Annotated in this window: 23 protein-coding genes; 13 read left to right on the top strand and 10 right to left on the bottom strand. The window is 62.5% G+C overall.

Annotated features, from left to right (window positions below; translation table 11 throughout):
* Positions 1-228: 228 nt before the first annotated feature.
* Positions 229-921, bottom strand: a complete 693-nt coding sequence (locus GYB81_RS03150) for an NUDIX domain-containing protein (protein WP_024307384.1) — start codon at positions 919-921, stop codon at positions 229-231.
* Between the two features lie 142 nt (positions 922-1063).
* Here GYB81_RS03150 and GYB81_RS03145 point away from each other — a divergent pair, with 142 nt between their 5' ends.
* Genes GYB81_RS03145 through nadE form a run of 3 tightly spaced genes read left to right on the top strand, consistent with a single transcriptional unit; the run spans position 1064 to position 3742 of the window.
* Entirely contained in the window at positions 1064-1708 is a 645-nt protein-coding gene (locus GYB81_RS03145) for a nicotinamidase (protein WP_161864419.1), read from the top strand.
* On the top strand, positions 1705-2904 hold the full coding sequence (gene pncB, locus GYB81_RS03140; RefSeq protein ID WP_161864420.1) for a nicotinate phosphoribosyltransferase: 1200 nt from the start codon (positions 1705-1707) through the stop codon (positions 2902-2904). Before GYB81_RS03145 ends, pncB begins: the two co-directional genes overlap by 4 nt.
* A gap of 10 nt (positions 2905-2914) precedes the next feature.
* Positions 2915-3742 (top strand): NAD(+) synthase, encoded by an 828-nt coding sequence (gene nadE, locus GYB81_RS03135; protein ID WP_161864421.1) that lies wholly within the window; start codon positions 2915-2917, stop codon positions 3740-3742.
* 56 nt (positions 3743-3798) lie between these two features.
* Here nadE and GYB81_RS03130 read toward each other — a convergent pair whose 3' ends face one another.
* Entirely contained in the window at positions 3799-4011 is a 213-nt protein-coding gene (locus GYB81_RS03130) for a hypothetical protein (protein ID WP_161864422.1), read from the bottom strand.
* A gap of 129 nt (positions 4012-4140) precedes the next feature.
* Positions 4141-4707 (bottom strand): dCTP deaminase, encoded by a 567-nt coding sequence (gene dcd / locus GYB81_RS03125; protein ID WP_013714599.1) that lies wholly within the window; start codon positions 4705-4707, stop codon positions 4141-4143.
* Between the two features lie 299 nt (positions 4708-5006).
* On the opposite strand from dcd, the gene GYB81_RS03120 reads away from it, so the two are divergent.
* The gene (locus GYB81_RS03120; RefSeq protein ID WP_013714598.1) at positions 5007-5216 is read left to right on the top strand and encodes a cold-shock protein; all 210 of its coding nucleotides are present in this window, start codon (positions 5007-5009) and stop codon (positions 5214-5216) included.
* Positions 5217-5822: 606 nt separating this feature from the next.
* Here GYB81_RS03120 and apbC read toward each other — a convergent pair.
* The gene (gene apbC, locus GYB81_RS03115) at positions 5823-6911 is read right to left on the bottom strand and encodes an iron-sulfur cluster carrier protein ApbC (protein ID WP_161864423.1); all 1089 of its coding nucleotides are present in this window, start codon (positions 6909-6911) and stop codon (positions 5823-5825) included.
* A 184-nt stretch (positions 6912-7095) separates the two neighbouring features.
* On the opposite strand from apbC, the gene metG reads away from it, so the two are divergent.
* From metG to GYB81_RS03070, 9 genes are all read left to right on the top strand, one after another.
* Positions 7096-9132, top strand: coding sequence for a methionine--tRNA ligase (gene metG, locus GYB81_RS03110; protein ID WP_161897732.1), 2037 nt, complete (start codon positions 7096-7098; stop codon positions 9130-9132).
* Positions 9133-9251: 119 nt separating this feature from the next.
* Entirely contained in the window at positions 9252-9836 is a 585-nt protein-coding gene (gene rsxA, locus GYB81_RS03105) for an electron transport complex subunit RsxA (protein ID WP_003245591.1), read from the top strand.
* The gene (gene rsxB / locus GYB81_RS03100; protein ID WP_012017990.1) at positions 9833-10408 is read left to right on the top strand and encodes an electron transport complex subunit RsxB; all 576 of its coding nucleotides are present in this window, start codon (positions 9833-9835) and stop codon (positions 10406-10408) included. Before rsxA ends, rsxB begins: the two co-directional genes overlap by 4 nt.
* The gene (gene rsxC, locus GYB81_RS03095; RefSeq protein ID WP_161864425.1) at positions 10405-13044 is read left to right on the top strand and encodes an electron transport complex subunit RsxC; all 2640 of its coding nucleotides are present in this window, start codon (positions 10405-10407) and stop codon (positions 13042-13044) included. Before rsxB ends, rsxC begins: the two co-directional genes overlap by 4 nt.
* 299 nt (positions 13045-13343) lie before the next feature.
* A complete protein-coding gene (locus GYB81_RS03090; RefSeq protein WP_161864426.1) occupies positions 13344-14375 on the top strand; it encodes an RnfABCDGE type electron transport complex subunit D in 1032 nt (343 codons plus the stop codon).
* Between the two features lie 2 nt (positions 14376-14377).
* Positions 14378-15013 (top strand): electron transport complex subunit RsxG, encoded by a 636-nt coding sequence (gene rsxG, locus GYB81_RS03085; protein WP_161864427.1) that lies wholly within the window; start codon positions 14378-14380, stop codon positions 15011-15013.
* Positions 15010-15717, top strand: a complete 708-nt coding sequence (locus GYB81_RS03080; RefSeq protein ID WP_161864428.1) for an electron transport complex subunit E — start codon at positions 15010-15012, stop codon at positions 15715-15717. Before rsxG ends, GYB81_RS03080 begins: the two co-directional genes overlap by 4 nt.
* Positions 15714-16352, top strand: a complete 639-nt coding sequence (gene nth, locus GYB81_RS03075; protein WP_161864429.1) for an endonuclease III — start codon at positions 15714-15716, stop codon at positions 16350-16352. Before GYB81_RS03080 ends, nth begins: the two co-directional genes overlap by 4 nt.
* Before the next feature lie 111 nt (positions 16353-16463).
* Positions 16464-16643 carry a PA3496 family putative envelope integrity protein gene (locus tag GYB81_RS03070; protein WP_003245600.1) on the top strand — a complete coding sequence of 60 codons (180 nt, stop codon included), beginning with the start codon at positions 16464-16466 and terminating at the stop codon, positions 16641-16643.
* Between the two features lie 355 nt (positions 16644-16998).
* On the opposite strand, the gene GYB81_RS03065 is transcribed toward GYB81_RS03070, so the two are convergent.
* From GYB81_RS03065 to phnC, 6 genes are read right to left on the bottom strand one after another with little or no spacing between them, the layout of a single operon-like run.
* Complete coding sequence (locus GYB81_RS03065) at positions 16999-17619, bottom strand: tyrosine-type recombinase/integrase (protein WP_003118388.1); 621 nt, start codon at positions 17617-17619, stop codon at positions 16999-17001.
* Positions 17620-17672: 53 nt separating this feature from the next.
* Entirely contained in the window at positions 17673-18527 is an 855-nt protein-coding gene (locus tag GYB81_RS03060) for a LysR family transcriptional regulator (protein ID WP_161864430.1), read from the bottom strand.
* Positions 18521-19531 (bottom strand): phosphonate dehydrogenase PtxD, encoded by a 1011-nt coding sequence (ptxD, locus tag GYB81_RS03055; RefSeq protein ID WP_003152798.1) that lies wholly within the window; start codon positions 19529-19531, stop codon positions 18521-18523. The genes GYB81_RS03060 and ptxD overlap by 7 nt, the downstream gene beginning before the upstream one ends.
* An 8-nt stretch (positions 19532-19539) precedes the next feature.
* The gene (gene phnE, locus GYB81_RS03050) at positions 19540-20367 is read right to left on the bottom strand and encodes a phosphonate ABC transporter, permease protein PhnE (RefSeq protein WP_003298907.1); all 828 of its coding nucleotides are present in this window, start codon (positions 20365-20367) and stop codon (positions 19540-19542) included.
* 8 nt (positions 20368-20375) lie between these two features.
* A complete protein-coding gene (phnD, locus tag GYB81_RS03045; protein WP_003117866.1) occupies positions 20376-21239 on the bottom strand; it encodes a phosphate/phosphite/phosphonate ABC transporter substrate-binding protein in 864 nt (287 codons plus the stop codon).
* Entirely contained in the window at positions 21236-22063 is an 828-nt protein-coding gene (phnC, locus tag GYB81_RS03040) for a phosphonate ABC transporter ATP-binding protein (RefSeq protein ID WP_003117867.1), read from the bottom strand. The genes phnD and phnC overlap by 4 nt, the downstream gene beginning before the upstream one ends.
* Positions 22064-23085 lie beyond the last annotated feature (1022 nt).

Genomic DNA, 23085 nt, shown 5'->3' with positions numbered 1-23085 from the left:
CTGAGTAATCGACTTACTCCATAGATCATCGTTTAAGGCGCCTCTGGCGCCTTTTCTTTTGCCCGCAGAAAAAAAGATGGCACTTCTACATCACTGGCTGAACTTTCTCACCGCCGCTGGTTCAGAACCTGTGCATCGATTGAAATGCTCCCCTGGCGCCTCCGGCGCCTATTTTTTTGCCTGCAATATTTTCAGATCGCCCATAAACATAGCTGCTGAGGAGTGATCCTAGGCCAGCAAGTTGCGGTCGAAGACGAACACTTCGGTCGCCAGGGGGCGATGCTCCAGCAAATTTTGTGGCCGTCCCATCTTCGGGTAGTTCTTCTCGCCGGTCTCGCCGATCCAGCCCTGGGTCTTCATCCGCTCCAGCCGTCCACGCAAGGTGGTGTGCTGCACCGGCTCGCCCAGGCAAGCCTGGAACGCCGCCAGCGCTTCGGTCACGGTAAAGCGCGCAGCCAGCAGATACAGCGGCAGCGAACTGTAAACCGACTTGCCCCGCAGACGCTCGGCCGCCAGACGCACCAGTTGCGTATGGTCGAATGGCAACGCCTGCTGCCCGGAAATGACAGCGGCCAACTCGACGAACTGCAGATTCTCATCCTGCGGCGCGACGTCAGGCGCCAGCAGCGCCAGGTAACAGGTGCTCAGCGACCAGCCACGCGGATCACGCACGCCGTTGCCCACCGTTGTCACCTGTTCCAGATACTGCGGTTGCAGACGCGCCTTGTCCGCCAGGGCACGAGCGGCGGCGGCATCCAGGCTGGCATCGGCGCAACGACCATTGACCAGCACGCCCGGCAGCGCCCACTGCCCCATGTAGGGTTCGCGCTGGCGACGCAGCAGCAGCACCTGCAACGTCCCCTCTTCGCTCAGGCGCAGGGCGACGATATCCACCCCGGCCAGTACTTCCACTGCACTCATCCTGTCATTCGCCTCCGCCATGGACTTATTTCATCTTGACCAATAATTCGCCTTCTTTCACGCAAGAATTGGTAAAAACGCTTGACTACATATTTCATCAGATGAAATATGTAGTCACCCCAGCGCAGGAAGGAGGCGCACCATGAAGATCGCCAGCTTCGACGTCGATGCCCAGAAAGGCTTCACGCCGCTTTGTCCCAATGAGCTACCAGTACCCGAGGGCGACGCCATCGTCCCGGCACTGAACCAGCTGGCAGCGCGCGCTCAGCTACGCGTCGGCAGCAAGGATGCCCACAGCCCGCAAGCCGCCTGGGTGGTGCCGGACCACGCGCAGATGCTGCAAGCGCTGCCGCTGGCCAATGCCGACCTGACCTGGGTCAGCCACTGCGTGCCCGGTACCCCCGGCTTCGAACTGCTCGACGGCCTGCCAGCGCCGCTGGGCTACGACTACTTCGTGTGGAAGGGCGTGGAACCCGACCTGCATCCTTACGGCGCCTGCTACCACGACCTGGCCGAGAAGCGCAGCACGGGCGTGATCGAATTTCTTCGGCAAAATGGCGTCGACCTTATATTGGTTGGCGGTCTGGCGCTGGACTACTGCGTCAAGACCACCGCCTTGCAACTGCGCCGCGCCGGCTTCGAGGTGATCGTGTATCTGCCGGCCTGCCGAGCCATCGCCAGCGAAACTGCCGAAACCGCCTGCATCGCCATGAGCGAGCACGGCATCACACTTGCCGCCAGCCTGGAACAGCTGGACAGCGTCATAGCCAAGGAGAACCTGCGATGAGCGAGAGCATCTTCGCCGAACGCACCGTGCAGAACCTGCTGGATACCGATTTCTACAAGCTGACCATGATGCAGGCGGTGCTGCACAACTACCCCAACGCCGAGGTGGAATGGGAGTTCCGCTGCCGCAGCAGCGAGGATCTGACGCCTTACCTGGCCGAGATTCGCTACCAGATCGAACGCCTGAGCGAACTCAGCCTGAGCGTCGATCAACTCGCGTTCCTCGAAAGCATCCCCTTCATCAAGCCGGACTTCATTCGCTTCCTCAGCCTGTTCCGCTTCAACCTGCGCTATGTGCACACCAGCATCGAAGACGGTCAGTTGAACATCCGCCTGCGCGGCCCCTGGTTGCATGTGATCCTCTTCGAGGTGCCGCTGCTGGCCATCGTCAGCGAGGTGCGCAACCGCTATCGCTACCGCGAGGTGCTGCTGGAGCAGGCCGCCGAGCGCCTGTACGAGAAGCTCGACTGGCTCAAGGCCGAGGCTTCGCCAAGCGAACTGGCAGGTTTTCAGCTTGCCGACTTCGGTACCCGCCGGCGCTTCTCTTACCGCGTGCAGGAACAGGCGGTGCATATCCTCAAGCGCGATTTCCCCGGGCGCTTCGTCGGTACCAGCAACGTGCACCTGGCACGCGAGTTCGACCTCAAGCCCATCGGCACCATGGCCCACGAGTGGCTGATGGCGCACCAGCAGCTCGGCCCAAGGCTGATCGACAGCCAGATCGCCGCGCTCGACTGCTGGGTGCGCGAATACCGTGGCCTGCTCGGCATCGCCCTGACCGACTGCATTACCATGGATGCCTTCCTGGCCGACTTCGATCTGTACTTCGCCAAGCTGTTCGACGGCCTGCGCCACGACTCCGGCGACCCGCTGGCGTGGGCGGAAAAGGCCATCGCCCACTACGAGAAACTGGGCATCGATCCGATGAGCAAGACCCTGGTGTTCTCCGACGGGCTCGACCTGCCCAAGTCGCTGCGGCTCTACCGTGCACTTTCCGGGCGAATCCACGTAAGCTTCGGGGTCGGAACCAACCTGACCTGCGACATCCCCGGCGTAGAGCCGATGAACATCGTGATCAAGATGATCGCCTGCAACGGTCAACCGGTAGCGAAGATCTCCGATACCCCCGGCAAGACCCAGTGCCGCGACGAGAACTTCGTCCATTACCTGAAACACGTATTTCGCGTGAACCAGTGAGGAGCCAGACATGAGCAACCGCCAAGCCGAAATCGCCGCCGCCCTCGACGTGGTACCGCCATTCGCCGACGACGCTGCGCTGAGCGCCGAAATCGAAAGGCGCAAGACCTTCATCAAGAACACCCTCAAGCAGTCCGGCCTCAAGGTGCTGGTGCTGGGCATCAGCGGTGGCGTGGACTCGACCACGGCCGGGCGTCTGGCTCAGCTTTCGGTCGAAGAACTGCGTGCCGAGACCGGCGACGCCGGCTATCGCTTCATTGCCGTGCGTCTGCCGCACAACACCCAGCATGACGAACACGACGCTCAGGCCTCGCTGGACTTCATCGGCGCCGATGAGGTCAGCACCGTCAACATTGCCGACAGCGTCAATGGCCTGGCCCAGCAGGTGAGCCATCTGCAGCAGCTGAGCGACGCCCGTCGCGACTTCGTGGTCGGCAACGTCAAGGCGCGCATTCGCATGGTCGCCCAGTTCACCATCGCCAATGCCAGCAACGGCCTGGTGATCGGCACCGACCATGCCGCCGAGGCGGTGATGGGCTTCTTCACCAAATTCGGTGACGGCGCCTGCGACCTCGCCCCGCTGTCAGGCCTGGTGAAACACCAGGTGCGCGCCATCGCAGCGCAACTGGGCGCGCCCGAGCATCTGGTGCAGAAAACCCCGACCGCCGACCTGGAGGAGCTGCGCCCCGGCAAGCCGGACGAGGAGGCCCATGGCGTGAGCTACGCCGAGATCGACGCCTTCCTGCACGGCCAGAAGGTCAGCGACGAGGCCTACACCACCATAGTGCGCACCTATGACGCCTCGCGTCACAAGCGTGAACTACCGCTGGCGCCCTGATCTGTGCAGGCCAAAAGAAGCCGGGCATTGCCCGGCTTCTTCGTCTGCATACCTGTTCAATGCCACTCGCCGGCAATGCGCTCCGCCGGTGATGCACAGCGCTCGAAAACCTCCCGAGGCCGGCACTGGGCCACCGGCGCGGGTGGCGGCTGATCCGGCAACGTCGGCTCGCCCGGCTCCTGAGGAGGTAAGGGTTTACCTGGCTGATCGGGAATATCGGGTTCGGGTTGGCCGGGAATGCCTCCCGCATTGAGGTCGATCAAAGGCATGAGTTTCTCCTGACTGTGGGCTGTTACAGGTGGAGCCCCAGCCCAGAAGTAAATTCAGCTTATCCGACCAAGCGCAGACCGGCATGAAAAAGCCGGGCTTCGCCCGGCTTCTGGTGCGCGTATCAGTGATCAGGCTTTCGGCAGGGTTACGCCGGTCTGCCCCTGATACTTGCCACCACGGTCGCGGTAGGAAACCTCACAGGCCTCGTCGGACTGCAGGAACAGCATCTGCGCCACGCCTTCGTTGGCGTAGATCTTCGCCGGCAGGTTGGTGGTGTTGGAGAATTCCAGGGTCACGTGGCCTTCCCACTCCGGCTCCAGCGGCGTGACGTTGACGATGATGCCGCAGCGCGCGTAGGTGCTCTTGCCCAGACAAATGGTCAGCACGTCACGCGGAATGCGGAAGTACTCGACGGTGCGGGCCAGGGCAAAGGAATTCGGCGGAATGATACAGACGTCGCTCTTGATGTCGACGAAGCTCTTCTCGTCGAAATTCTTCGGGTCCACCACGGCCGAGTGGATGTTGGTGAACACCTTGAATTCATCGGCGCAGCGCACATCGTAGCCGTAGCTGGACACACCGTAGGAAATCACCCGACTGGCGTCGGCGCCACGCACCTGACGCTCCACGAACGGCTCGATCATGCCGTGTTCCTGGGCCATGCGGCGAATCCACTTGTCCGATTTGATGCTCATGGCGAGGAGTCCTGAATTGGGTTGTAGCAAAAAAGTGAGCGCATCTTACCGAGCCCGGAGCCATGCATCAAAGCTTGCCGCGTCAGGCGGTGCCGATAATTTGCAAAAAAGCTGAACGGAGCATCGCACTTGTCGATAAAAACACGTATGGTGTCCCCACTGTGCTGCATGTGTCACCGCGAATCGCTACTAGATGCCTAGATCTCGATCCAAACATCGTCCGACTCCTAGTACTCGTTGCACTCAGTCCCGGCCTGGGCTTTTCCAGGGCTGTTATTACTTTTGTTAGGAGACATCACATGTCCAATCGTCAGACTGGCACCGTCAAGTGGTTCAACGATGAGAAAGGCTACGGCTTCATCACCCCGCAATCCGGTGACGACCTGTTCGTACACTTCAAAGCCATCCAGAGCGACGGTTTCAAGACCCTGAAGGAAGGCCAGCAGGTTTCCTTCGTGGCTACCCGTGGCCAGAAAGGCATGCAGGCTGAGGAAGTTCAGGTTATCTAACCTGCACTACCCTGCTTGAAAAGAGCCCCGCCTAGTGCGGGGCTTTTTTATGGGTGTTTCACGCCTGGTAGGAGCGGATTTATCCGCGAAATCGCGGCTGAAGCGGAATGCCGCCCAGCCGCTCCTACAGAAGCGGGATCGGCTGCCAAAGCAGCTTTTTCGTAGGAGCCCCGCCCCGGGGCGAAGTTTTTTTAAATGAGCCCCGCTCTGGTTCGCGGCGGGGCGCCGCTCCTACAAATTCGATACTCCGACGCTTGAACTGCGCCGGGTGGTAGAGCTGCGCAGGATGCCCACGTCGCAAGGCAATTGAAAAGCCAAGTCAGGGCCGAGTCGCCTGCGTTGCCCTCTCCCGCCCTTCGGGCACCCTCGGTTTTGGCTCCTGCGCCGCCCTACCTCCTGCATCCATGCAGTCGTCTCCCCAAGCGGCAGACAATTAGCATCGCAGTCGTCCATTGCCCTCTCCCACCCTTCGGGCACCCCGCTCCGCGCCCCGGCCTGATCGCTTCGCGATCAGGCGCTCATAGGCGCAGGAAGCGATGCTTCCAAAACGCGCCTCTTCGCCCCATAAATGGGAGAGGGTCATCAGATGCCGCTGCGCGGCTGCTTTTAATCCTCGCTGATTTCGATGCTGGGCATCGACGGCTTGCCAGCCAGGGCGATACGCGCGCCGACCTTGCGCGCCAGGTCCTGATAGATCATGGCGATCTGGCTTTCCGGATCGGCAATGGTGGTCGGTTTGCCGTCATCGGCCTGCATGCGGATGGCCATCGACAGCGGCATGGAGGCCAGCAGCTCGACGCCGTACTGCGCAGCCAGCTTCTCACCGCCACCCTCGCCGAACAGGTGCTCGGCATGGCCGCAATTGGAGCAGATGTGCACCGCCATGTTCTCCACCACGCCCAGCACCGGGATATGCACCTTGCGGAACATCTCCACGCCTTTCTTGGCATCGAGCAGGGCCAGGTCCTGCGGCGTGGTGACGATCACGCTGCCGACCACCGGCACCTTCTGCGCCAGGGTCAGCTGGATGTCGCCGGTACCCGGCGGCATGTCCACCACCAGGTAATCGAGATCATTCCAGGCGGTCTGGGTGATCAGCTGCAGCAGCGCGCCGCTGACCATCGGCCCGCGCCAGACCATCGGCGTGTTGTCGTCGGTGAGAAAGGCCATGGACATCACCTGCACGCCATGGGCTTCGAGCGGCACGAACCACTTCTGTTCGCGGACTTCCGGCCGCGTCCCCTCGGCGATACCGAACATGATGCCCTGGCTGGGCCCGTAGATATCGGCGTCGAGAATGCCCACGCGCGCCCCCTCGCGCGCCAGCGCCAGAGCCAGGTTGGCCGCGGTGGTGGACTTGCCCACACCGCCCTTGCCCGAGGCCACGGCGATCACGTTCTTCACCCCGGCCAGTGCCGGTACCTGGGCCTGGCCCTGATGCGAGTCGATCACACAATCGACCTGCACCTGAGCGCTGTCGACGCCATCGAGATTCTCCAGCGCCATCTGCAGCATCTGCGCCCAACCGTTCTTGAACAGGCCGGCTGCATAGCCCAGTTCCAGACGCACGGCGACGCGCGCACCCTGGATGTCGACCTCGCGCAGGCACCCGGCACTGACCGGGTCCTGATCGAGATGGGGGTCGGTGAACTGACGCAGACAGGCTTCGACCGCTTCGCGGGTGACGGCATTCATGCAAGAACTCCAGAAGGCAGGCAGAAAAATAAGGTGTTCATCTTAACAGCAGCGAACAGCTCCACGCGTCTCACGACGACCAGAACCCTGCCTGCATCCGCTCTTGCTTGCAGCTTGTGGCTTGCAGCCTGCCGCTGCTTTATAGTTGCCGACTTCCCTCGTTTTACCAGTGCAGCCGATCACCATGACCGAAGCCCGCAAGATTCTCGTTACCAGCGCCCTCCCCTATGCCAACGGGTCGATCCACATCGGCCATATGCTCGAGTACGTGCAGACCGACATGTGGGTGCGCTTCCAGAAGCTGCGCGGCCACCAGGCCGTATACGTCTGTGGCGACGATGCCCACGGCTCGGCGATAATGCTGCGCGCGGAAAAGGAAGGCATCACGCCGGAGCAACTGATCGCCGGTCTCAAGGCCGAGCACAGTGCCGACTTCGCGGACTTCCTGGTCGACTTCGACAACTACTACTCGACCCATTCCGAGGAGAACCGCGAGCTGTCCGCCGCGATCTACCTCAAGCTGCGCGATGCCGGCCATATCACTACGCGCTCGGTCACCCAGTACTTCGACCCCGAGAAGGGCATGTTCCTCGCCGACCGTTTCATCAAGGGCACCTGCCCGAAATGTGGCGCCGAGGATCAGTACGGCGACAACTGCGAGAAATGCGGTGCCACCTATGCACCGACCGAGCTGAAGAACCCGCGCTCGGCCATCTCCGGCGCGGTGCCGGTGCTCAAGGAGTCGCAGCACTTCTTCTTCAAGCTGCCGGACTTCGAAGCCATGCTCAAGCAGTGGACGCGCTCCGGCGCCCTGCAGGAGGCGGTGGCCAACAAGATCGCCGAATGGCTCGATGGCGGCCTGCAGGAGTGGGACATCAGCCGTGATGCGCCCTACTTCGGCTTCGAGATTCCCGGCGAGCCGGGCAAGTACTTCTACGTCTGGCTGGACGCGCCGATCGGCTACATGGCCAGCTTCAAGAACCTCTGCGCGCGCCGTCCGGAGCTGGACTTCGATGCGTTCTGGGGCAAGGATTCGACCGCCGAGCTGTACCACTTCATCGGCAAGGACATCGTCAACTTCCACGCACTGTTCTGGCCGGCGATGCTCGAAGGTGCCGGCTACCGCAAGCCGACCGCGGTGAACGTGCACGGCTACCTGACGGTGAACGGGCAGAAGATGTCCAAGTCGCGCGGCACCTTCATCAAGGCGCGCACCTATCTGGATCACCTGAACCCGGAATACCTGCGCTACTACTACGCCTCCAAGCTGGGCCGCGGCGTGGACGATCTGGACCTGAACCTCGAGGACTTCGTGCAGAAGGTCAACTCGGATCTGGTCGGCAAGGTGGTCAACATCGCCAGCCGCTGCGCCGGCTTCATCCACAAGGGCAACAATGGCCTGCTGGTCGCCGCCAACCCGGAGCCGGAGCTGTGGGACGCTTTCCAGGCCGCCGCGCCGAGCATCGCCGAGGCCTACGAAGCGCGCGATTTCTCCCGTGCCATGCGCGAGATCATGGCGCTGGCCGACCGCGCCAACGCCTGGATCGCCGACAAGGCGCCCTGGGCTCTGAACAAGGTCGAAGGCAAGCAGGCCGAGGTGCAGGAAATCTGCGCGCTGGGCATCAACCTGTTCCGCCAGCTGGTGATCATGTTGAAACCCGTGCTGCCGAAGCTGGCCGCCGATGCCGAAGCCTTCCTCAATGTGAAGCCGCAAACCTGGGCCGACCTCACGCTGCCGCTGGCCAACCATCAGCTCAACCCGTTCAACCCGCTGCTCACCCGCATCGAGCCGGCGAAGATCGAAGCCATGGTCGAAGCCTCCAAGGAAGATCTGGCCGCCGAAGCGCCCAAACCGCAGGGCAATGGCGAACTGGCCAAGGACCCGCTGGCCGCCGAGATCAACTTCGACGTCTTCGCCGCCGTGGATCTGCGTATCGCCCTGATCGAGAAGTGCGAGTTCGTCGAAGGCGCCGACAAGCTGCTGCGCCTGTCGCTGGATATCGGTGACGAGAAGCGCAACGTGTTCTCCGGCATCAAGTCCGCCTACCCGGATCCGAGCAAGCTGGAAGGCCGCCTGACCCTGTACGTCGCCAACCTGGCGCCGCGCAAGATGAAGTTCGGCATCAGCGAAGGCATGGTCCTGGCCGCCGGCCCCGGTGGCGAGGAAATCTACCTGCTCAGCCCGGACAGCGGCGCCAAGCCGGGTCAGCGCGTCAAGTAAGCGTCAGCCAGGCTTATAGGCGTTGAACAAGCCGGCCAATGCCGGCTTGTTTGCATCTACGCGCTTCCCGATAATAGGCGCCCTTTTCCTACGGCCTTTGCGCACTCGACGGCAACCCGATGACCGAACTCGTCCTGATCATGGTCAGCGCCATCCTGGTCAACAACTTCGTGCTGGTGCAGTTTCTCGGCCTGTGCCCGTTCATGGGCGTGTCGAAGAAGATCGAAACCGCCATCGGCCTGTCGCTGGCCACCACCTTCGTGCTGACCCTGGCCGCGATGTGCAGCTACCTGGTGCAGCAGTACGTACTCAAACCGCTGGACCTGGAATTCCTGCGCACCATCAGCTTCATCCTGGTGATCGCAGTGACCGTACAGTTCACCGAGATGGTGGTGAACAAGACCAGCCCGCTGCTGTATCGCGTGCTGGGCATCTTCCTGCCGCTGATCACCACCAATTGCATCGTCCTCGGCGTCGCCCTGCTCAACGCCAATAAGGCCGAATTCACCTTCATCACTGCCACCGTCAACGGCTTCGCCGCCGGCCTGGGCTTCTCCTTGGTGCTGGTGCTGTTCGCCGCCATGCGCGAGCGCATCGCCATCGCCGACGTGCCGAAATCCTTCCAGGGCGCGGCCATCGGCATGATCACCGCTGGCCTGATGTCGCTGGCCTTCATGGGCTTTGCCGGGTTGATCAAGCTATGAGCCTGGTTCTCGTCGCCGTCCTCGCCCTGCTCGGCCTGTGCCTGATCGCCGGCGCCATCCTCGGTTTTGCTGCGGTGCGCTTCAAGGTCGAAGGCGACCCTATCGCCGAGCAGATCAACGCGCTGCTGCCACAGACCCAGTGCGGCCAGTGCGGCTACCCGGGCTGCAAGCCCTACGCCGAGGCGATCGCTGGCGGCGACAAGATCAACAAGTGCCCGCCCGGCGGCGAGGCGACCATCCAGGCGTTGGCCGACCTGCTGGACGTCGAACCCGAGCCGCTGGACGCGGTGGAAGGCGAGAAGCCGCAGATGGTCGCGTTTATCCGCGAAGCCGAATGCATTGGCTGCACCAAGTGCATCCAGGCCTGCCCGGTGGACGCCATCGTCGGCGCCGCGCGGCAGATGCACACGGTGATCGTCAGCGAATGCACCGGCTGCGATCTGTGCGTCGAACCCTGCCCGGTGGACTGCATCGACATGATCGAAGTCGGTAGCACCGTGCAGAGCTGGAAATGGGACAAACCGCTGGCGCCCGGCCAGTTGATCGCCAGCGACCGGGAGCAGGCGGCATGAGCGCGCAGGAAAAGATCTGGGATATCCCGGGTGGCATCCACCCTGCCGAGCGCAAGGAGCTGTCCAACCGCACGCCGATCCAGCAGGCGCCGCTGCCCAAGCGCCTGGTGTTGCCGCTCGGCCAGCATATCGGTGCCGTCGCCGAACCCTGCGTGGTGGTCGGCCAACGGGTGCGCAAGGGCGAGAAGATCGCCGAGGCCAACGGCTTCGTCAGCGCGCCGCTGCATGCTCCGACCTCCGGCACCGTCAGCTTTATCGGCCCGCAGCCTTACCCACACGTCTCCGGCATGCTGGCGCCGGCCATCGTCATCGACAGCGACGGCCTGGACGAGTGGATCGAACTGAAGCCGCATGCCGACTACCGGCATATGGAACCTGCCGAGCTGCTGGCGCTGATCCGCGAGGCGGGTATCAGCGGCCTGGGCGGCGCCGGCTTCCCCACCGCGGTGAAGCTCACCGCCCGGCCGACGCAGAAGATCCACACGCTGATCATCAACGGCACCGAGTGCGAGCCCTATATCACCGCCGACGACCTGCTGATGCGCGAGCGCGCCGGCGAGCTGGTTTCCGGCATCGATATCCTGGTACAGCTGATCCAGCCCGATCAGGTGCTGATCGGCATCGAGGACAACAAGCCCGAGGCCATCGCCGCGGTGCGCGGCGCCTGCAGCGAGCGCAGCTACCAGGTGCGGGTATTCCCCACCAAGTACCCCTCCGGCAGCGAGAAGCAGCTGATCCAGATTCTCACCGGTGTCGAGGTGCCCTCGGGCGGGCTGCCGGCCGATATCGGCATCCTCTGCCAGAACGTCGGTACCTGCACGGCCATTCACGACGCGGTGGTGCTGGGCAAGCCGCTGATTTCGCGTATCACCACCCTGACCGGCGAGGCGCTGGCGCGCCCGGGGAACGTCGAGGCGCTGCTCGGCACGCCGGTGGGCGAGCTGCTGGAATTCGCAGGGCTGGACACCGGCAAACTCAATCGCCTGATCATGGGCGGACCGATGATGGGCTTTACCCTGCCCAGCCTCGAGGTGCCACTGATCAAGACCAGCAACTGCCTGCTGGCCAGCACCGCCGTCGAGCTGCCACCGCCACCACCGGCCATGCCCTGCATCCGCTGCGGCGAATGCGCCGAGGCCTGCCCGGCCAGCCTGCTGCCGCAGCAACTGCACTTCTTCGCCCTGGGCCAGGAACACGAACAGCTCAAGGCGCACAACCTGTTCGACTGCATCGAGTGCGGCGCCTGCGCCTACGTCTGCCCATCGAGCATTCCGCTGGTGCAGTACTACCGCGCGGCCAAGGCGGAGATCCGCGAGCTGGAGCAGAAGCAGCTCAAGGCCGAGCACTCCAAGCAGCGCTTCGAACAGCGCCAGGAACGCCTGCGCCGCGCCGAGGAACAGAAGGAAGCCGAGCGCAAGGCCCGCGCCGAAAAAGCCGCCCGCGCCAAAGCGGCACAGGCCGAAGCGCCCCCTACTGCGGCAGCCGCGCCGGCCGATGAGGCGCTGAAGAAACTCAAGATCGAAGCCAGCATGGCCCAGGTTGCGCTGAAGAAGGCGGAAAAACAGCTGGCCGCCCACGACACGCCCGAACTGCAGGCGCAGGTCAGCGAGCTGCGCGCCGCTGCCGAAGCCGCACAAAAGGCCTTGGCCGACGCACAGGCAGCTGCACCAGCCCCAGCGCCCAAGCCAGCCGGCGACGAAGCGCTGAAGAAGGCCAAGATCGACGCGGCCATGCTCAAGGCCCAGCTGCGCAAGCTGGAAAAGCTCGAAAACCCGGACGACGACCAGCAGGCCGAACTCGCTCGCCTGCGCCAACAGCTGGAAGCAGCCGAGAAGGCCCTGGCCGATCTGGAAAAGCAGGCGCCTGCCCCCGCTGCCAAACCGGCCGGCGACGAGGCGCTGAAGAAAGCCAAGATCGACGCCGCCATGCTCAAGGCCCAGCTGCGCAAGCTGGAAAAGATCGAGACCCCGGACGACGACCAGCAGGCCGAACTCGCTCGCCTGCGCCAGCAGCTGGAAGCCGCCGAGAAGGTTCTGGCCGATCTGGAAAGCCAGGCGCCCGCCCCCGCCGCCACACCGGCCGGCGACGAAGCGTTGAAGAAGGCCAAGATCGAAGCGGCCATGCTCAAGGCCCAGCTGCGAAAGCTGGAGAAGATCGAGACCCCGGACGACGAGCAGCAGGCCGAACTTGCTCGTCTGCGTCAGCAGCTGGAAGCCGCCGAAAAGGCCCTGGCCGACCTGGAGAAGCAGACGCCCGCCCCCGCGGCCAAAACCGCCGGTGACGACGCCTTGAAAAAGGCCAAGGTCGAGCTGGCGATGAAACGCGCCGAGCTGAAGAAGGCGGATAAGGCAGGCAGCGACGAAGCCGCGCTGCAGCCGCTGCGCGCTGCGCTGGCCGCCGCCGAACAAGCCCTGCATGCGGCCGAGGCGGCCTCGGGCAAGCCGGCGCCGGAGCTGGTACGCACCGAACGCCCCGGCGTGGACGAAAAATTCAAGGCGCTGAAGACCGAGGTGGCCTTCGCCCGCGCCGACCTGCGCAAGCTGGAGCGTGACGAGAGTGCCGCCGGCGAGGCGCTGGAACAGGCGCGCACGCGCCTGGCCGAAGCCGAACGCAAGCTGGCCGAATACCAGCCGTAGCGATCGCCCCGGATTACCTCCAGGGCAGGCAGCACAACGATTAAAGCCCCTCTCCCACTTGTGGGAGAGGGGTTGGGGAGAGGGCCAGTACGCCGCACCCTCTCCCCGGCCCTCTCCCGTAAACGGGAGAGGGGGAACGAAAACGCCGGCACGCCGGTACAGCGCCCCGGATTGCATCCGGGCTACAAACGATACCCCGTCGCGTCGGAGCACCCGGGCGGCACAGACACCGTAGCCCGGATGCAATCCGGGAAATGAACACCACTGCGCTCAATACGAACGCAGTAACAGGAGCGCCGATGGCCCTGCCCCGCATCACATCGCCCCACGCCAAGGGCAGCAACCGCACCCAGCAGGTCATGCTGCAGGTGCTGCTGGCCACCGTGCCGGGCATTCTCGCCCTGACCTGGCTGTTCGGCGCCGGCACCCTGTTCAACCTGCTCTGGGCCAGCCTCTGCGCGCTGGGCTTCGAGGCCGCGCTGCTGGCCGCACGCAAGCGCCCGGTGATCTTCTTCCTCAAGGACTACAGCGCCCTGGTCACTGCCGTGCTGTTGGCCCTGGCCCTGCCGCCCTACTCGCCCTGGTGGCTGACCCTGATCGCCTGCGGCTTCGCCATCGGCTTCGGCAAGCAGCTCTATGGCGGGCTTGGGCAGAACCCGTTCAACCCGGCTATGGTCGGCTATGTGGTGGTGCTGATCTCCTTCCCGGTGGAAATGACCAGTTGGCCTGCGCCGCACGGCGTCGCCGCGCTGGACGGCATCAAGCACATCCTCGGCATCGCCAGCCTGCCCGATGGCTGGGCCCAGGCCACCGCGCTGGACGCGCTGAAGGTGAACAAGAGCCTGACCATCGACGAGCTGTACGCCGGTAACCCGGCCTTCGGCCATTTCGGCGGCGCCGGTAGCGAGGCGGTGAATCTGGCGTTCCTCGCCGGCGGCCTGTACCTGCTGCACAAGCGGCTGATCACCTGGCACGCGCCGGTGGGCATGCTCGCCGCGCTGTTCGTCATGAGCCTGCTGTTCTGGAATGGTAGCGGCTCGGACTCCAACGGCTCGCCGCTGTTTCACCTGCTCACCGGGGCGACCATGCTCGGCGCCTTCTTCATCGTCACCGACCCGGTTTCCGGCGCCACCAGCAATCGTGGGCGTCTGGTGTTCGGCATCGGCGTCGGCGTGCTGGTCTACGTCATCCGCGCCTGGGGCGGTTACCCGGACGCGGTGGCCTTCGCCGTGCTGCTGATGAACCTCGCAGCCCCAACCATCGACTACTACACCCGGCCGCGTAGCTACGGCCATCGCAAGCCCAACAGCGGCTTCAAGTTGGGAGAATGAGCATGCTGCCGGAAATCAGCCGCTCGATGCTGAAGAACGCCCTGGTGCTTGGCCTGTTCGCCATTGGCACCGTCGGCAGCGTGGCTCTGCTACAACAGGGCACCGCCACGCGCATCGCTGCCGCCGAGCGCGAAGCGCAGGTACGCGCCCTGGCCGAGATCCTGCCGGCAGGCAGCTATGACAACCACCTGCTGGACAACCGCATCGAGCTTAACGCCCCCGAGCTGGGCCACCGCAGCCCGCAGTCGGCCTACCTGGCATTGAAGGGCGGCCAGCCCAGCGCGCTGATTCTGCCGGTGACCGCACCGGACGGTTACAGCGGCGCCATCCACCTGCTGGTGGGCATCTTCGCCGATGGCCGCCTGGCCGGCGTGCGTGTGCTCGGCCACCGAGAAACTCCGGGGCTGGGCGACAAGATCGAACTGGCCAAGAGCGACTGGATACGCAGCTTCGAGGGCAAGTCCCTGAGCGATCCCAACGAAGACGGCTGGGCAGTGAAGAAGGATCGCGGCGACTTCGACCAGTTCGCCGGCGCCACCATCACCCCGCGCGCCGTGGTCAAGGCCGTGCACGGCGCCCTGCGCTACTTCGACAAGCACCGCGCCCAGTTGCTGGGCCTGGCGGAGAACGAACAATGACCAGCTACCGCGAAATCAGCTTCAACGGCCTGTGGAAGAACAACCCGGCGCTGGTGCAGCTGCTCGGCCTGTGCCCGCTGCTGGGGGTGAGCAACTCCACGGTCAACGCCCTCGGCCTGGCCCTGGCCAGCGCGGTGGTGCTGGTGTGCTCCAACACCGCGGTGTCGCTGGTGCGCGGCGTGGTCAACACCGCCGTGCGCCTGCCGGCCTTCGTCATGATCATCGCCGCGCTGACCACCTGCATCGAGCTGCTGATGCAGGCCTTCACCTACGAGCTGTACCAGATCCTCGGCATCTTCATCCCGCTGATCACCACCAACTGCGTGATCCTCGGCCGCGCCGACGGCTTCGCCGCCAAGCACGACCCGGCCCGCGCCGCCTATGACGGCCTGATGATGGGCCTGGGCTTCGGCCTGGTGCTGGTCATGATCGGCGCCATCCGCGAGCTGCTCGGCACCGGCGCCCTGTTCGCCAACATGCACCTGTTGTTCGGGCCGATTGCCGCAGAGTGGAAGCTCACCCTGGTACAGGATTACAAGGGCTTTCTGCTGGCCATCCTGCCGCCGGGCGCCTTTATCGTCCTCGGCCTGCTGATCGCCGGCAAGAACCGCATCGACCAGATCGCCGCGGAACGGGCCAAGGCCGCCGCGCCTGAAGCGCCTGCACAAAGCCGTCGGGTTCGAGTGACCGGAGTCATCGAATGAACGCCGCCAAACGCCTGGAAATCTTCCGTCGCCTGCACGAGGACAACCCCGAGCCGAAGACCGAGCTGGCCTACAGCACGCCGTTCGAGCTGCTGGTAGCCGTGACGCTATCGGCCCAGGCCACTGATGTCAGCGTCAACAAGGCCACGGCCAAGCTGTTTCCGGTGGCCAATACGCCGGAGGCCATCTACGCCCTGGGCGTCGACGGACTCTCCGAGTACATCAAGACCATCGGCCTGTACAACAGCAAGGCGAAGAACGTCATCGAGGCCTGCCGCATCCTTATCGAGAAACACGGCAGCCAGGTGCCGGACAACCGCGAGGACCTCGAAGCCCTGCCCGGCGTCGGCCGCAAGACCGCCAACGTGGTGCTCAACACCGCTTTCCGTCAGCTGGCCATGGCCGTGGACACGCACATCTTCCGCGTCAGCAACCGCACCGGCATCGCGCCGGGCAAGAACGTGATCGAGGTGGAAAAAAAGCTGCTCAAGTTCGTGCCCCAGGATTATTTGCTCGACGCCCACCACTGGCTGATCCTGCACGGACGCTACGTCTGCACCGCACGCAAACCGCGCTGTGGCGCCTGCCGCATCGAGGATCTGTGCGAGTACAAGGCAAAAACCTCCGACGATTGATCGACCATAGAATCCGGCGATCTTCTGATTGAAAAAATCTTTTTTACCCGCTCAATTTTTGCCGCTATAAGGTGCGCAAACGGCCCCGGTAACTGGCCTGGAGTGGAATGAATGAGCACTGACAAAGAAGATCTCGAACTGGACGAAGACTTTGTCGCGGATGAATCGGACGATGCCGAGCCTGCGGTGGAAGTCGCCAAGACCAACCTGACCAAGCGCCGCATCATCGACAACTTCCTCGAAGAGCGTCGCCTGCACAAGCAGCTGGCCGAATACGATTTCGATATCTGAGCGTCGAGCCGCACAGAAAGAGCCCCGCGAATTGCGGGGCTTTTCGTATCTGTCGATCAGTCGCGGCGCGACGGCGAGAGCAATTCGATCTTGTAGCCATAGGCACCCCAAAGTCGAGCGAAAAATGGACAGTATTTTTGTTTCCTTATCAATGGCTTAGCTTTTCCCACTCTGTCCATATCTTTTTCCACCCATGGACATAGATGCCTATAAAGCACATACACTGAGTTACGTCTCGATAACCAGTTCATGCATAAGCGGGCCAAACTGAATCGCCCCTGATTTGCTCTTCGTCCCCGAGTGGCTGCTCATGGCCGGTTAGCGACGGCCTGACTTTGGCCGTCGCTAAACATGGTCACACTTCGGTCTGTTCCGCCATTTCCAAGGCGTCATCGACCTCAATTCCCAGATATCGAACGGTGCTCTCCAGCTTCGTATGGCCGAGCAGCAGTTGAACGGCCCGCAGGTTCTTCGTCCTGCGATAGATCAGTGATGCCTTCGTGCGTCTCATTGTGTGAGTGCCATACATGGCTGGGTCAAGGCCAATGGCTTTCACCCAGCCTTTGACGATACGGGCGTACTGACGAGTGGATAGATGGTCTGAGTTATGCAGTCGACTCGGGAACAGGTAGTCCTCGCCGCGGAGCTGTACTTGATGTATCCAAGCCGCGAGCGCCGCCCGAGTTTGCTCAGTGATCTCGAACTGCACTGGCCGCTGTGTTTTCTGCTGCATCACTATTGCTCGTGATGACACCTGCTCACCATGGGCAACGTCCCGCACACGGAGCTTGGTTAAGTCGCAGGCTCGAAGCTTGCTGTCGATGGCCAGGTCGAAGAGAGCCAGATCCCGAGTTCTTTCTGCAATTTGAAGCCTTACTCGGATGGCCCAGATATCTCTCAGTCGGAGTGGGGTTTTCTGTCCGACCAGTTTTCCTTTGTTCCAGGGCTGGCGGCTGCAGGTAGCGATGATGTTCATAGCAAGTCCTCCACGTGTGGGAGGACAAGAATGGCTAGCCTGAACGGTGGTCGCTAACCGGCCAATAAGTGCCGCACAAATCCCGGCGGGTGCAGATTTCCGGGCGGTTTGCGCCAGATCAGTTGGAGACGCTTTTCAAGCCCCGGGATGGGAAGAGCTACCAGCGCGCCACTGCGAACTTCGTCTTGTACTGCGGAAGCCATCACCAACGACACGCCGAGTCCCGCCCTGACTGCTTGTTTGACTGCCTCGGTGCTGCCTAGCTGCATACCGCTGCGAGGCACGCCCAGCTCGCCAAAGTATTCGGTCAGAAGCCGTCCGGTACCGCTACCCGGTTCACCTCCCAGCATCGGCAGGTCCACCAGACGATCGCGTTCTATGCACCCTGCTTCAGCCAGCGGATGGTCGGGGCTGACGATAAGTACCAGCGGCTCGACCCGCCAGAGGCGGTGTTCGAAGTCGGGGTGAGGTAGCCACCATTCCATGATCGCGGCGTCGAGCTGGCCCGCCAGTAGCTGGTCGGCCACATCCGGGTTGGCGGCGATGCGCAGATCCACCTCGCCCCTCTCATTTGCGGTCATCAGATAGCTGCGCACGAATGGCTGGAGAAGGTAGGTGCCGATGTTGGAGCTGGCCCCGACGCGCTCACTATTTCCATGCAGGGCTTCTAGCGCCCGGGCGTGCATGTCGAGCAAGGCGGTCGCATGCGGCATGAAGGCCAGCGCACGTGTGGTAGGCTGGCAGCCGCTACGACTGCGCTGCACCAGCGTTACGCCGACCTGCTCTTCAAGCTTCTGCAAGTGCTGCGACACCGTCGGCTGGGCCAGCCCCAACGCCCTCGCCGCGCTCTGAAAACTGCCTGTTTGAACGATCGCTACCAGGCTCTTCAGCCAGACCGGATTCAACATGCGGCAGGCTCGGCCTGGGGCAGACGGTTCGCAGCGTTGATTGGGCGCGCACCTGCCAACGCCTGGATGATGCTCTGCGCTGCACAACGTTCAATCTCCAGGCGCACCGCGCGCACTGCCGACCCTATGTGCGGAGTGAAGAGCGTATTCGGATGCGCGAGCAGCGCAGGATCGATCAGCCGCGGCCGGTCCGCGCGAGCCCAGTCTTCCATTTCGAATACATCCGCCGCATACCCGCCGAGCTGGCCTCGCTCAAGCGCCGCGAGCACGGCGGCTTCATCCACTACCGAACCACGACAGGGGTTTACAAGCAGAGCGCCCGGCCGTACGAGGGCAAGCAGCTCGGCGTTGACCAGATGCTCAGTATCGGCATTCAAGGGAAGCGCCAGCAGGATGAAGTCCGAGCTGGCGAAGAGTTCGCTGCACGCCACCTGGCGCAGGCCGAGCCGTTGCTCGGTTTGTGTATCCAGAGCCTTCGCCTCGTGGTACTGCAGGGTCGCGCCCCATCCCTGCAAGCGCTCAGCCATGGCCTGTCCGATGGCGCCCATGCCAAGGATGCCGACCGTCGCGTTATCCAGCCCCGTGCCGTAGAACTGTGGTTGCCAGCCCTGGAACTCGCCAGAGCGGACGAACGCATCTGCTGCGCGCAGATGCCGCCCCAGCCCCACCGCCAGTCCGATCGCCAGCTCGGCAGTCGGGACCGTCAACAGATCAGGCACGAAGGTCAACCAGACCCCGCGGGCAGTACAGGCGTCCACATCGAAATTGTCGAAGCCCTTGAGCGCGCAGCCGACCACACGCAGCTCGGGGCAGGCTTGGAGAAATTCTGCATCGACCCGATCGGGCATGAACGCCATCATCGCCTGAGCATCGCGGCAGCGGCGCAGAATTTCCTCGCGCGTCAGCGTGCTGTCGCTCTGGTTGGTCATCAGCTCGCAATGTGGCGCCAGCAGTTGCAGGATCTCATCGTGTACTCGGTGAGTTATAACGAGTTTCGGCAGCATGGTTTGTCCTATTTGAAACGTTTGCGCAGCACGCCACTGAAGGCGTCTACTAGCGTGACCATGGCCAGGATGACCAGCAGGATTGCTGCAACCTCCTGGTACTGCATGATGCGCAGCGAGCCCATGAGTTCGAAGCCGATACCGCCGGCGCCAACCATGCCCATCACGGTGGAGGCGCGAAAGTTGTATTCCCAGCGGTAGATCGCCACGTCGGCGAACTGCGGAGTCACCTGTGGCAAAACCGCGTGCAGCAGCACTTGCATCGGCGTAGCCCCCGCCGCCCGAGCGGCTTCCACCGGCGCTTCGTCGACGTGCTCGATGGCCTCGGCGAAGAACTTGCCGACCATGCCGATCGAATGCAGACCCAGGGCAAGCACGCCCGGCAAGGCGCCGAACCCTACGGCTGCAACGAAGATGATGCCCATGATCAGCTCCGGCACCGACCGCAGGGCATTGAGCAGCACCCGGGCAACACCGAACACAAGGGGGTGCGGCGCCGTATTGCGCGCTGCAACGAAGGCCACCACCAGCGAGAACACCACTGCGATGGCCGTGCCGGCGATGCTCATCGCCAGCGTGTCGATCAACGGGCGAATCCAGCTTCGATAGCCCGAAAAGTCTGGCGGCATGGCCTCGCCTGCCAGGGTCGCGATGGAGGGCAGCCCGTTCAGCAGCGTGGTGGCATCGAGCAGCCCCACGTACCAGCAGGCCAACAGCACCACTCCGAGTACAATTGCCACCTGCCCCAGCTGGCGCCACCAACCGAGGCCGAAGCCTCGAAGGATGTGCTCGCGTTGCTCTGCAGGCAGCGCCTGCACGTCATGATGAGTAGACATATCGGTGCTCACATCGTGGCGAAGTCGAGGCCGAGCAGCGATCCCATGTTGCGAATCACATCGTAGTCGGCGTCGGTGATTGGCGCGAAGGCCTCGGCTTTGAAGTTGCGCAGCACTTCGGGATCGTCGATACCGACGAATACATCCCGCACCTTGGTTTTCAGCTCGGGGCTCAGGTTCGAGCGCATCGCCCAGGGGTATTGGGGATATTCGCCGCTGTAACCAAGTACTTTCACCTTGCTCGGATCGATTAGGCCACGTTCGGCTACTTGATTGAAAATTACCTCCGACAGCCCACCCGCATCGGCGTTTCCGTTCGCCACGTTGACGGCAACGGCGTCATGCGTGCCCACAAAATGTTGTTCGTAGTCCTGCCCACCCGTCAGCTCGGCCGTCTCAAGAAGCACGGTTTTGGGAATCAGATGGCTGGACGTCGATGCCCGGTCACCATAGGCCATCTTCTTGCCCTTAAGGTCGGCATACTCATTCACGCCTGACGCCACATTGGCGATAATCACTGAGCGATAGGTCGGCTTGCCGTCGATGACCATGGCAGCGAAGGGCTCGATGTCGCTTTTGCTTTTGGCCATGACGTAGGACAGCGGACCGAAATACGCCAGGTCGATACGGCCAAAGCGCATCGCCTCAATCATCGAGGAATAGTCGGTGGTTACGATCAGCTGCACCTTCTTGTCCAGATGCTCTTCCAGATAATCCTTCAGCGGCTGGTTTCGCTTGATCAACTCCGAGGCGTTTTCGTCCGGCAGCAGCGCAACCTTTAGCACATCCGGATCGGCATCGGCCGCTACGGCGGACAGACTTGAAACAGCGGACAGCAAACAGGTCAATAAGAGAGCGGATAAGCGTTTCATCGGGACATCTCCAGTGAAGGTGCGAGCATGACAGGGGTTTCAGCCGGAGCAGTTGCTGGCTGAGTCGTAGAGCGGCCTGCATAGATGCGCTCAAGCTGCGCATCGGTGAGTTCCGAGGGCGCGGCATCGAAAACGATCTGAGAATCGGCCAGCCCGACGACGCGATCGGCGAAGCGGCGGGCATATTCGAGTTGATGCAGCGAAACGATGGCGGTGATGCCGTCTTCCTTGCAGATGTCGCGCAGCAGTCCGAGAACACGGACCGAAGTGGCCGGGTCGAGACTGGCTACCGGCTCATCGGCAAGAATGATCGCGGGCTGTTGCGCTAGCGCACGCGCGATGCCTACCCGCTGCTGCTGGCCACCGGACAGTTTGTCCACCCGGCTTAGCGCCTTGTCTGCCAGACCGACCCGAGCGAGGCAACTGAGCGCAATCTCCTGATCGGCACGCGGCAGAGGAAACAGCGAGCGGAGCGTGTTGTGAAAGGCCAGCCGACCGGTAAGCACATTAGCCAGTGCGCTTTGACGTTCGATTAGCTGGTGGTGCTGAAAGATCATGGCGGTACGCCGACGATGCTGACGCAAGGCCGAGCCGCTGCCGAGCTCACCGAGCTCGCTGGTGACACTGCCGCGAGTGGGCGTGACGAGTCGATTGAGGCTACGGAGCAAGGTCGACTTGCCTGCGCCCGAGAGACCAAGCAGCACGGTGAACTCACCACGCCGAAATGCAATCGAGGTATCGCGTAGGGCTGTCACGCCGCCTGGGTAGACGACGCTCAACCGGTCGACCCGCAGCACGGCGTCCTGTATCGGATGGGGCGTCATTTGATCACCTTTCGCAATATTGCTGGCCGCACAATTGCGGTTCGCGATGCAAAGGGTAGAAATTCCTTGTTAACGCACTGCTTCTAAATGATGACATTTCGATGAATGCTTCGAATCTGCCGTAGCGGGGCGGCAAGCGAAGCCGTGGAAGAACGGGCGCAACGTAGCGTCTTTCTTCACGCGGGATACAGGAGGCTTTGATTGATACTGCTGCGGATTCGCTACAGTAACGTTGGGCCAGAACGTAATGCCATCCAAGCAAGAGAGCGCACACTAGCGGACTATAGGAGACATTCTACTCTTGCCCGTCGATTGACCCAGGCCGTTATGTGGCTGGTCGAAACCTTCAGGTGCCGCCCAACTAGATGTCTGTTGTCGCGCCCAGCTTAATGCTAGCGCAAGCCGCTTATTCTTCTAGCAACGCCGCGCTAGTCTTGAATGATGTTTCCTCAGTAGACTGATCATGCGCGGTATCTGCTTCGATGCCTTGAAGAGAACGCCTTCGGCTAAATGTCATATGACCAGCGCTTTTTACACTTCGGTTATTACTCCTTTTTTCAGCGAGATTGGGAGGGAAGGATGATTGCATATACAATGGTCGGAACGACCGATCTGAACCGTTCAGCGCGTTTCTACGAACCTATATTCTCAGCAATGGGGTTGGAAATTTCGTGGAGGGACGAGCGATCGGTTGCTTGGGGAGTTCCGGGCAACCGGAATCTGCTACGTTGATCGCATGAAAGCCGTGAAGCTGATCCTGCAAAACCCTGTCTCGACTTATCGCTGATCGACAACCCCAATATCGAACGCCCTACGCGACCGGCGCGCTTTGTGTGGAGGATCAACGGGCGCTGCGCTAAACGTGTGGAATTCGAGGCCGAACTTCTGGAATTGGTGAGCCTTCGCCTAGCCACCATCAATGACATTACTCTCACAGTCTGATCCCCAGCCACGACGCAACTACCAGGGCGACGTGCTATGTCTCATCCTCAAGGTTACAACCTTGGCTGCGCCTGGCTCGA

The sequence above is a fragment of the Pseudomonas yangonensis genome (assembly GCF_009932725.1).
Lineage (GTDB): Bacteria > Pseudomonadota > Gammaproteobacteria > Pseudomonadales > Pseudomonadaceae > Aquipseudomonas > Aquipseudomonas yangonensis.
Note: the sequence above shows the minus strand (reverse complement) of the source record. Positions and strands in the feature narration are given on the sequence as shown.

Excerpts from the sequence above, each read along its gene's own strand:
- GYB81_RS03150 (WP_024307384.1), bottom strand. The coding sequence starts at position 921 with ATGAGTGCAGTGGAAGTACTGGCCGGGGTGGATATCGTCGCCCTGCGC.
- GYB81_RS03145 (WP_161864419.1), top strand. The coding sequence starts at position 1,064 with ATGAAGATCGCCAGCTTCGACGTCGATGCCCAGAAAGGCTTCACGCCG.
- pncB (WP_161864420.1), top strand. The coding sequence starts at position 1,705 with ATGAGCGAGAGCATCTTCGCCGAACGCACCGTGCAGAACCTGCTGGAT.
- nadE (WP_161864421.1), top strand. The coding sequence starts at position 2,915 with ATGAGCAACCGCCAAGCCGAAATCGCCGCCGCCCTCGACGTGGTACCG.
- GYB81_RS03130 (WP_161864422.1), bottom strand. The coding sequence starts at position 4,011 with ATGCCTTTGATCGACCTCAATGCGGGAGGCATTCCCGGCCAACCCGAA.
- dcd (WP_013714599.1), bottom strand. The coding sequence starts at position 4,707 with ATGAGCATCAAATCGGACAAGTGGATTCGCCGCATGGCCCAGGAACAC.
- GYB81_RS03120 (WP_013714598.1), top strand. The coding sequence starts at position 5,007 with ATGTCCAATCGTCAGACTGGCACCGTCAAGTGGTTCAACGATGAGAAA.
- apbC (WP_161864423.1), bottom strand. The coding sequence starts at position 6,911 with ATGAATGCCGTCACCCGCGAAGCGGTCGAAGCCTGTCTGCGTCAGTTC.
- metG (WP_161897732.1), top strand. The coding sequence starts at position 7,096 with ATGACCGAAGCCCGCAAGATTCTCGTTACCAGCGCCCTCCCCTATGCC.
- rsxA (WP_003245591.1), top strand. The coding sequence starts at position 9,252 with ATGACCGAACTCGTCCTGATCATGGTCAGCGCCATCCTGGTCAACAAC.
- rsxB (WP_012017990.1), top strand. The coding sequence starts at position 9,833 with ATGAGCCTGGTTCTCGTCGCCGTCCTCGCCCTGCTCGGCCTGTGCCTG.
- rsxC (WP_161864425.1), top strand. The coding sequence starts at position 10,405 with ATGAGCGCGCAGGAAAAGATCTGGGATATCCCGGGTGGCATCCACCCT.
- GYB81_RS03090 (WP_161864426.1), top strand. The coding sequence starts at position 13,344 with ATGGCCCTGCCCCGCATCACATCGCCCCACGCCAAGGGCAGCAACCGC.
- rsxG (WP_161864427.1), top strand. The coding sequence starts at position 14,378 with ATGCTGCCGGAAATCAGCCGCTCGATGCTGAAGAACGCCCTGGTGCTT.
- GYB81_RS03080 (WP_161864428.1), top strand. The coding sequence starts at position 15,010 with ATGACCAGCTACCGCGAAATCAGCTTCAACGGCCTGTGGAAGAACAAC.
- nth (WP_161864429.1), top strand. The coding sequence starts at position 15,714 with ATGAACGCCGCCAAACGCCTGGAAATCTTCCGTCGCCTGCACGAGGAC.
- GYB81_RS03070 (WP_003245600.1), top strand. The coding sequence starts at position 16,464 with ATGAGCACTGACAAAGAAGATCTCGAACTGGACGAAGACTTTGTCGCG.
- GYB81_RS03065 (WP_003118388.1), bottom strand. The coding sequence starts at position 17,619 with ATGAACATCATCGCTACCTGCAGCCGCCAGCCCTGGAACAAAGGAAAA.
- GYB81_RS03060 (WP_161864430.1), bottom strand. The coding sequence starts at position 18,527 with ATGTTGAATCCGGTCTGGCTGAAGAGCCTGGTAGCGATCGTTCAAACA.
- ptxD (WP_003152798.1), bottom strand. The coding sequence starts at position 19,531 with ATGCTGCCGAAACTCGTTATAACTCACCGAGTACACGATGAGATCCTG.
- phnE (WP_003298907.1), bottom strand. The coding sequence starts at position 20,367 with ATGTCTACTCATCATGACGTGCAGGCGCTGCCTGCAGAGCAACGCGAG.
- phnD (WP_003117866.1), bottom strand. The coding sequence starts at position 21,239 with ATGAAACGCTTATCCGCTCTCTTATTGACCTGTTTGCTGTCCGCTGTT.
- phnC (WP_003117867.1), bottom strand. The coding sequence starts at position 22,063 with ATGACGCCCCATCCGATACAGGACGCCGTGCTGCGGGTCGACCGGTTG.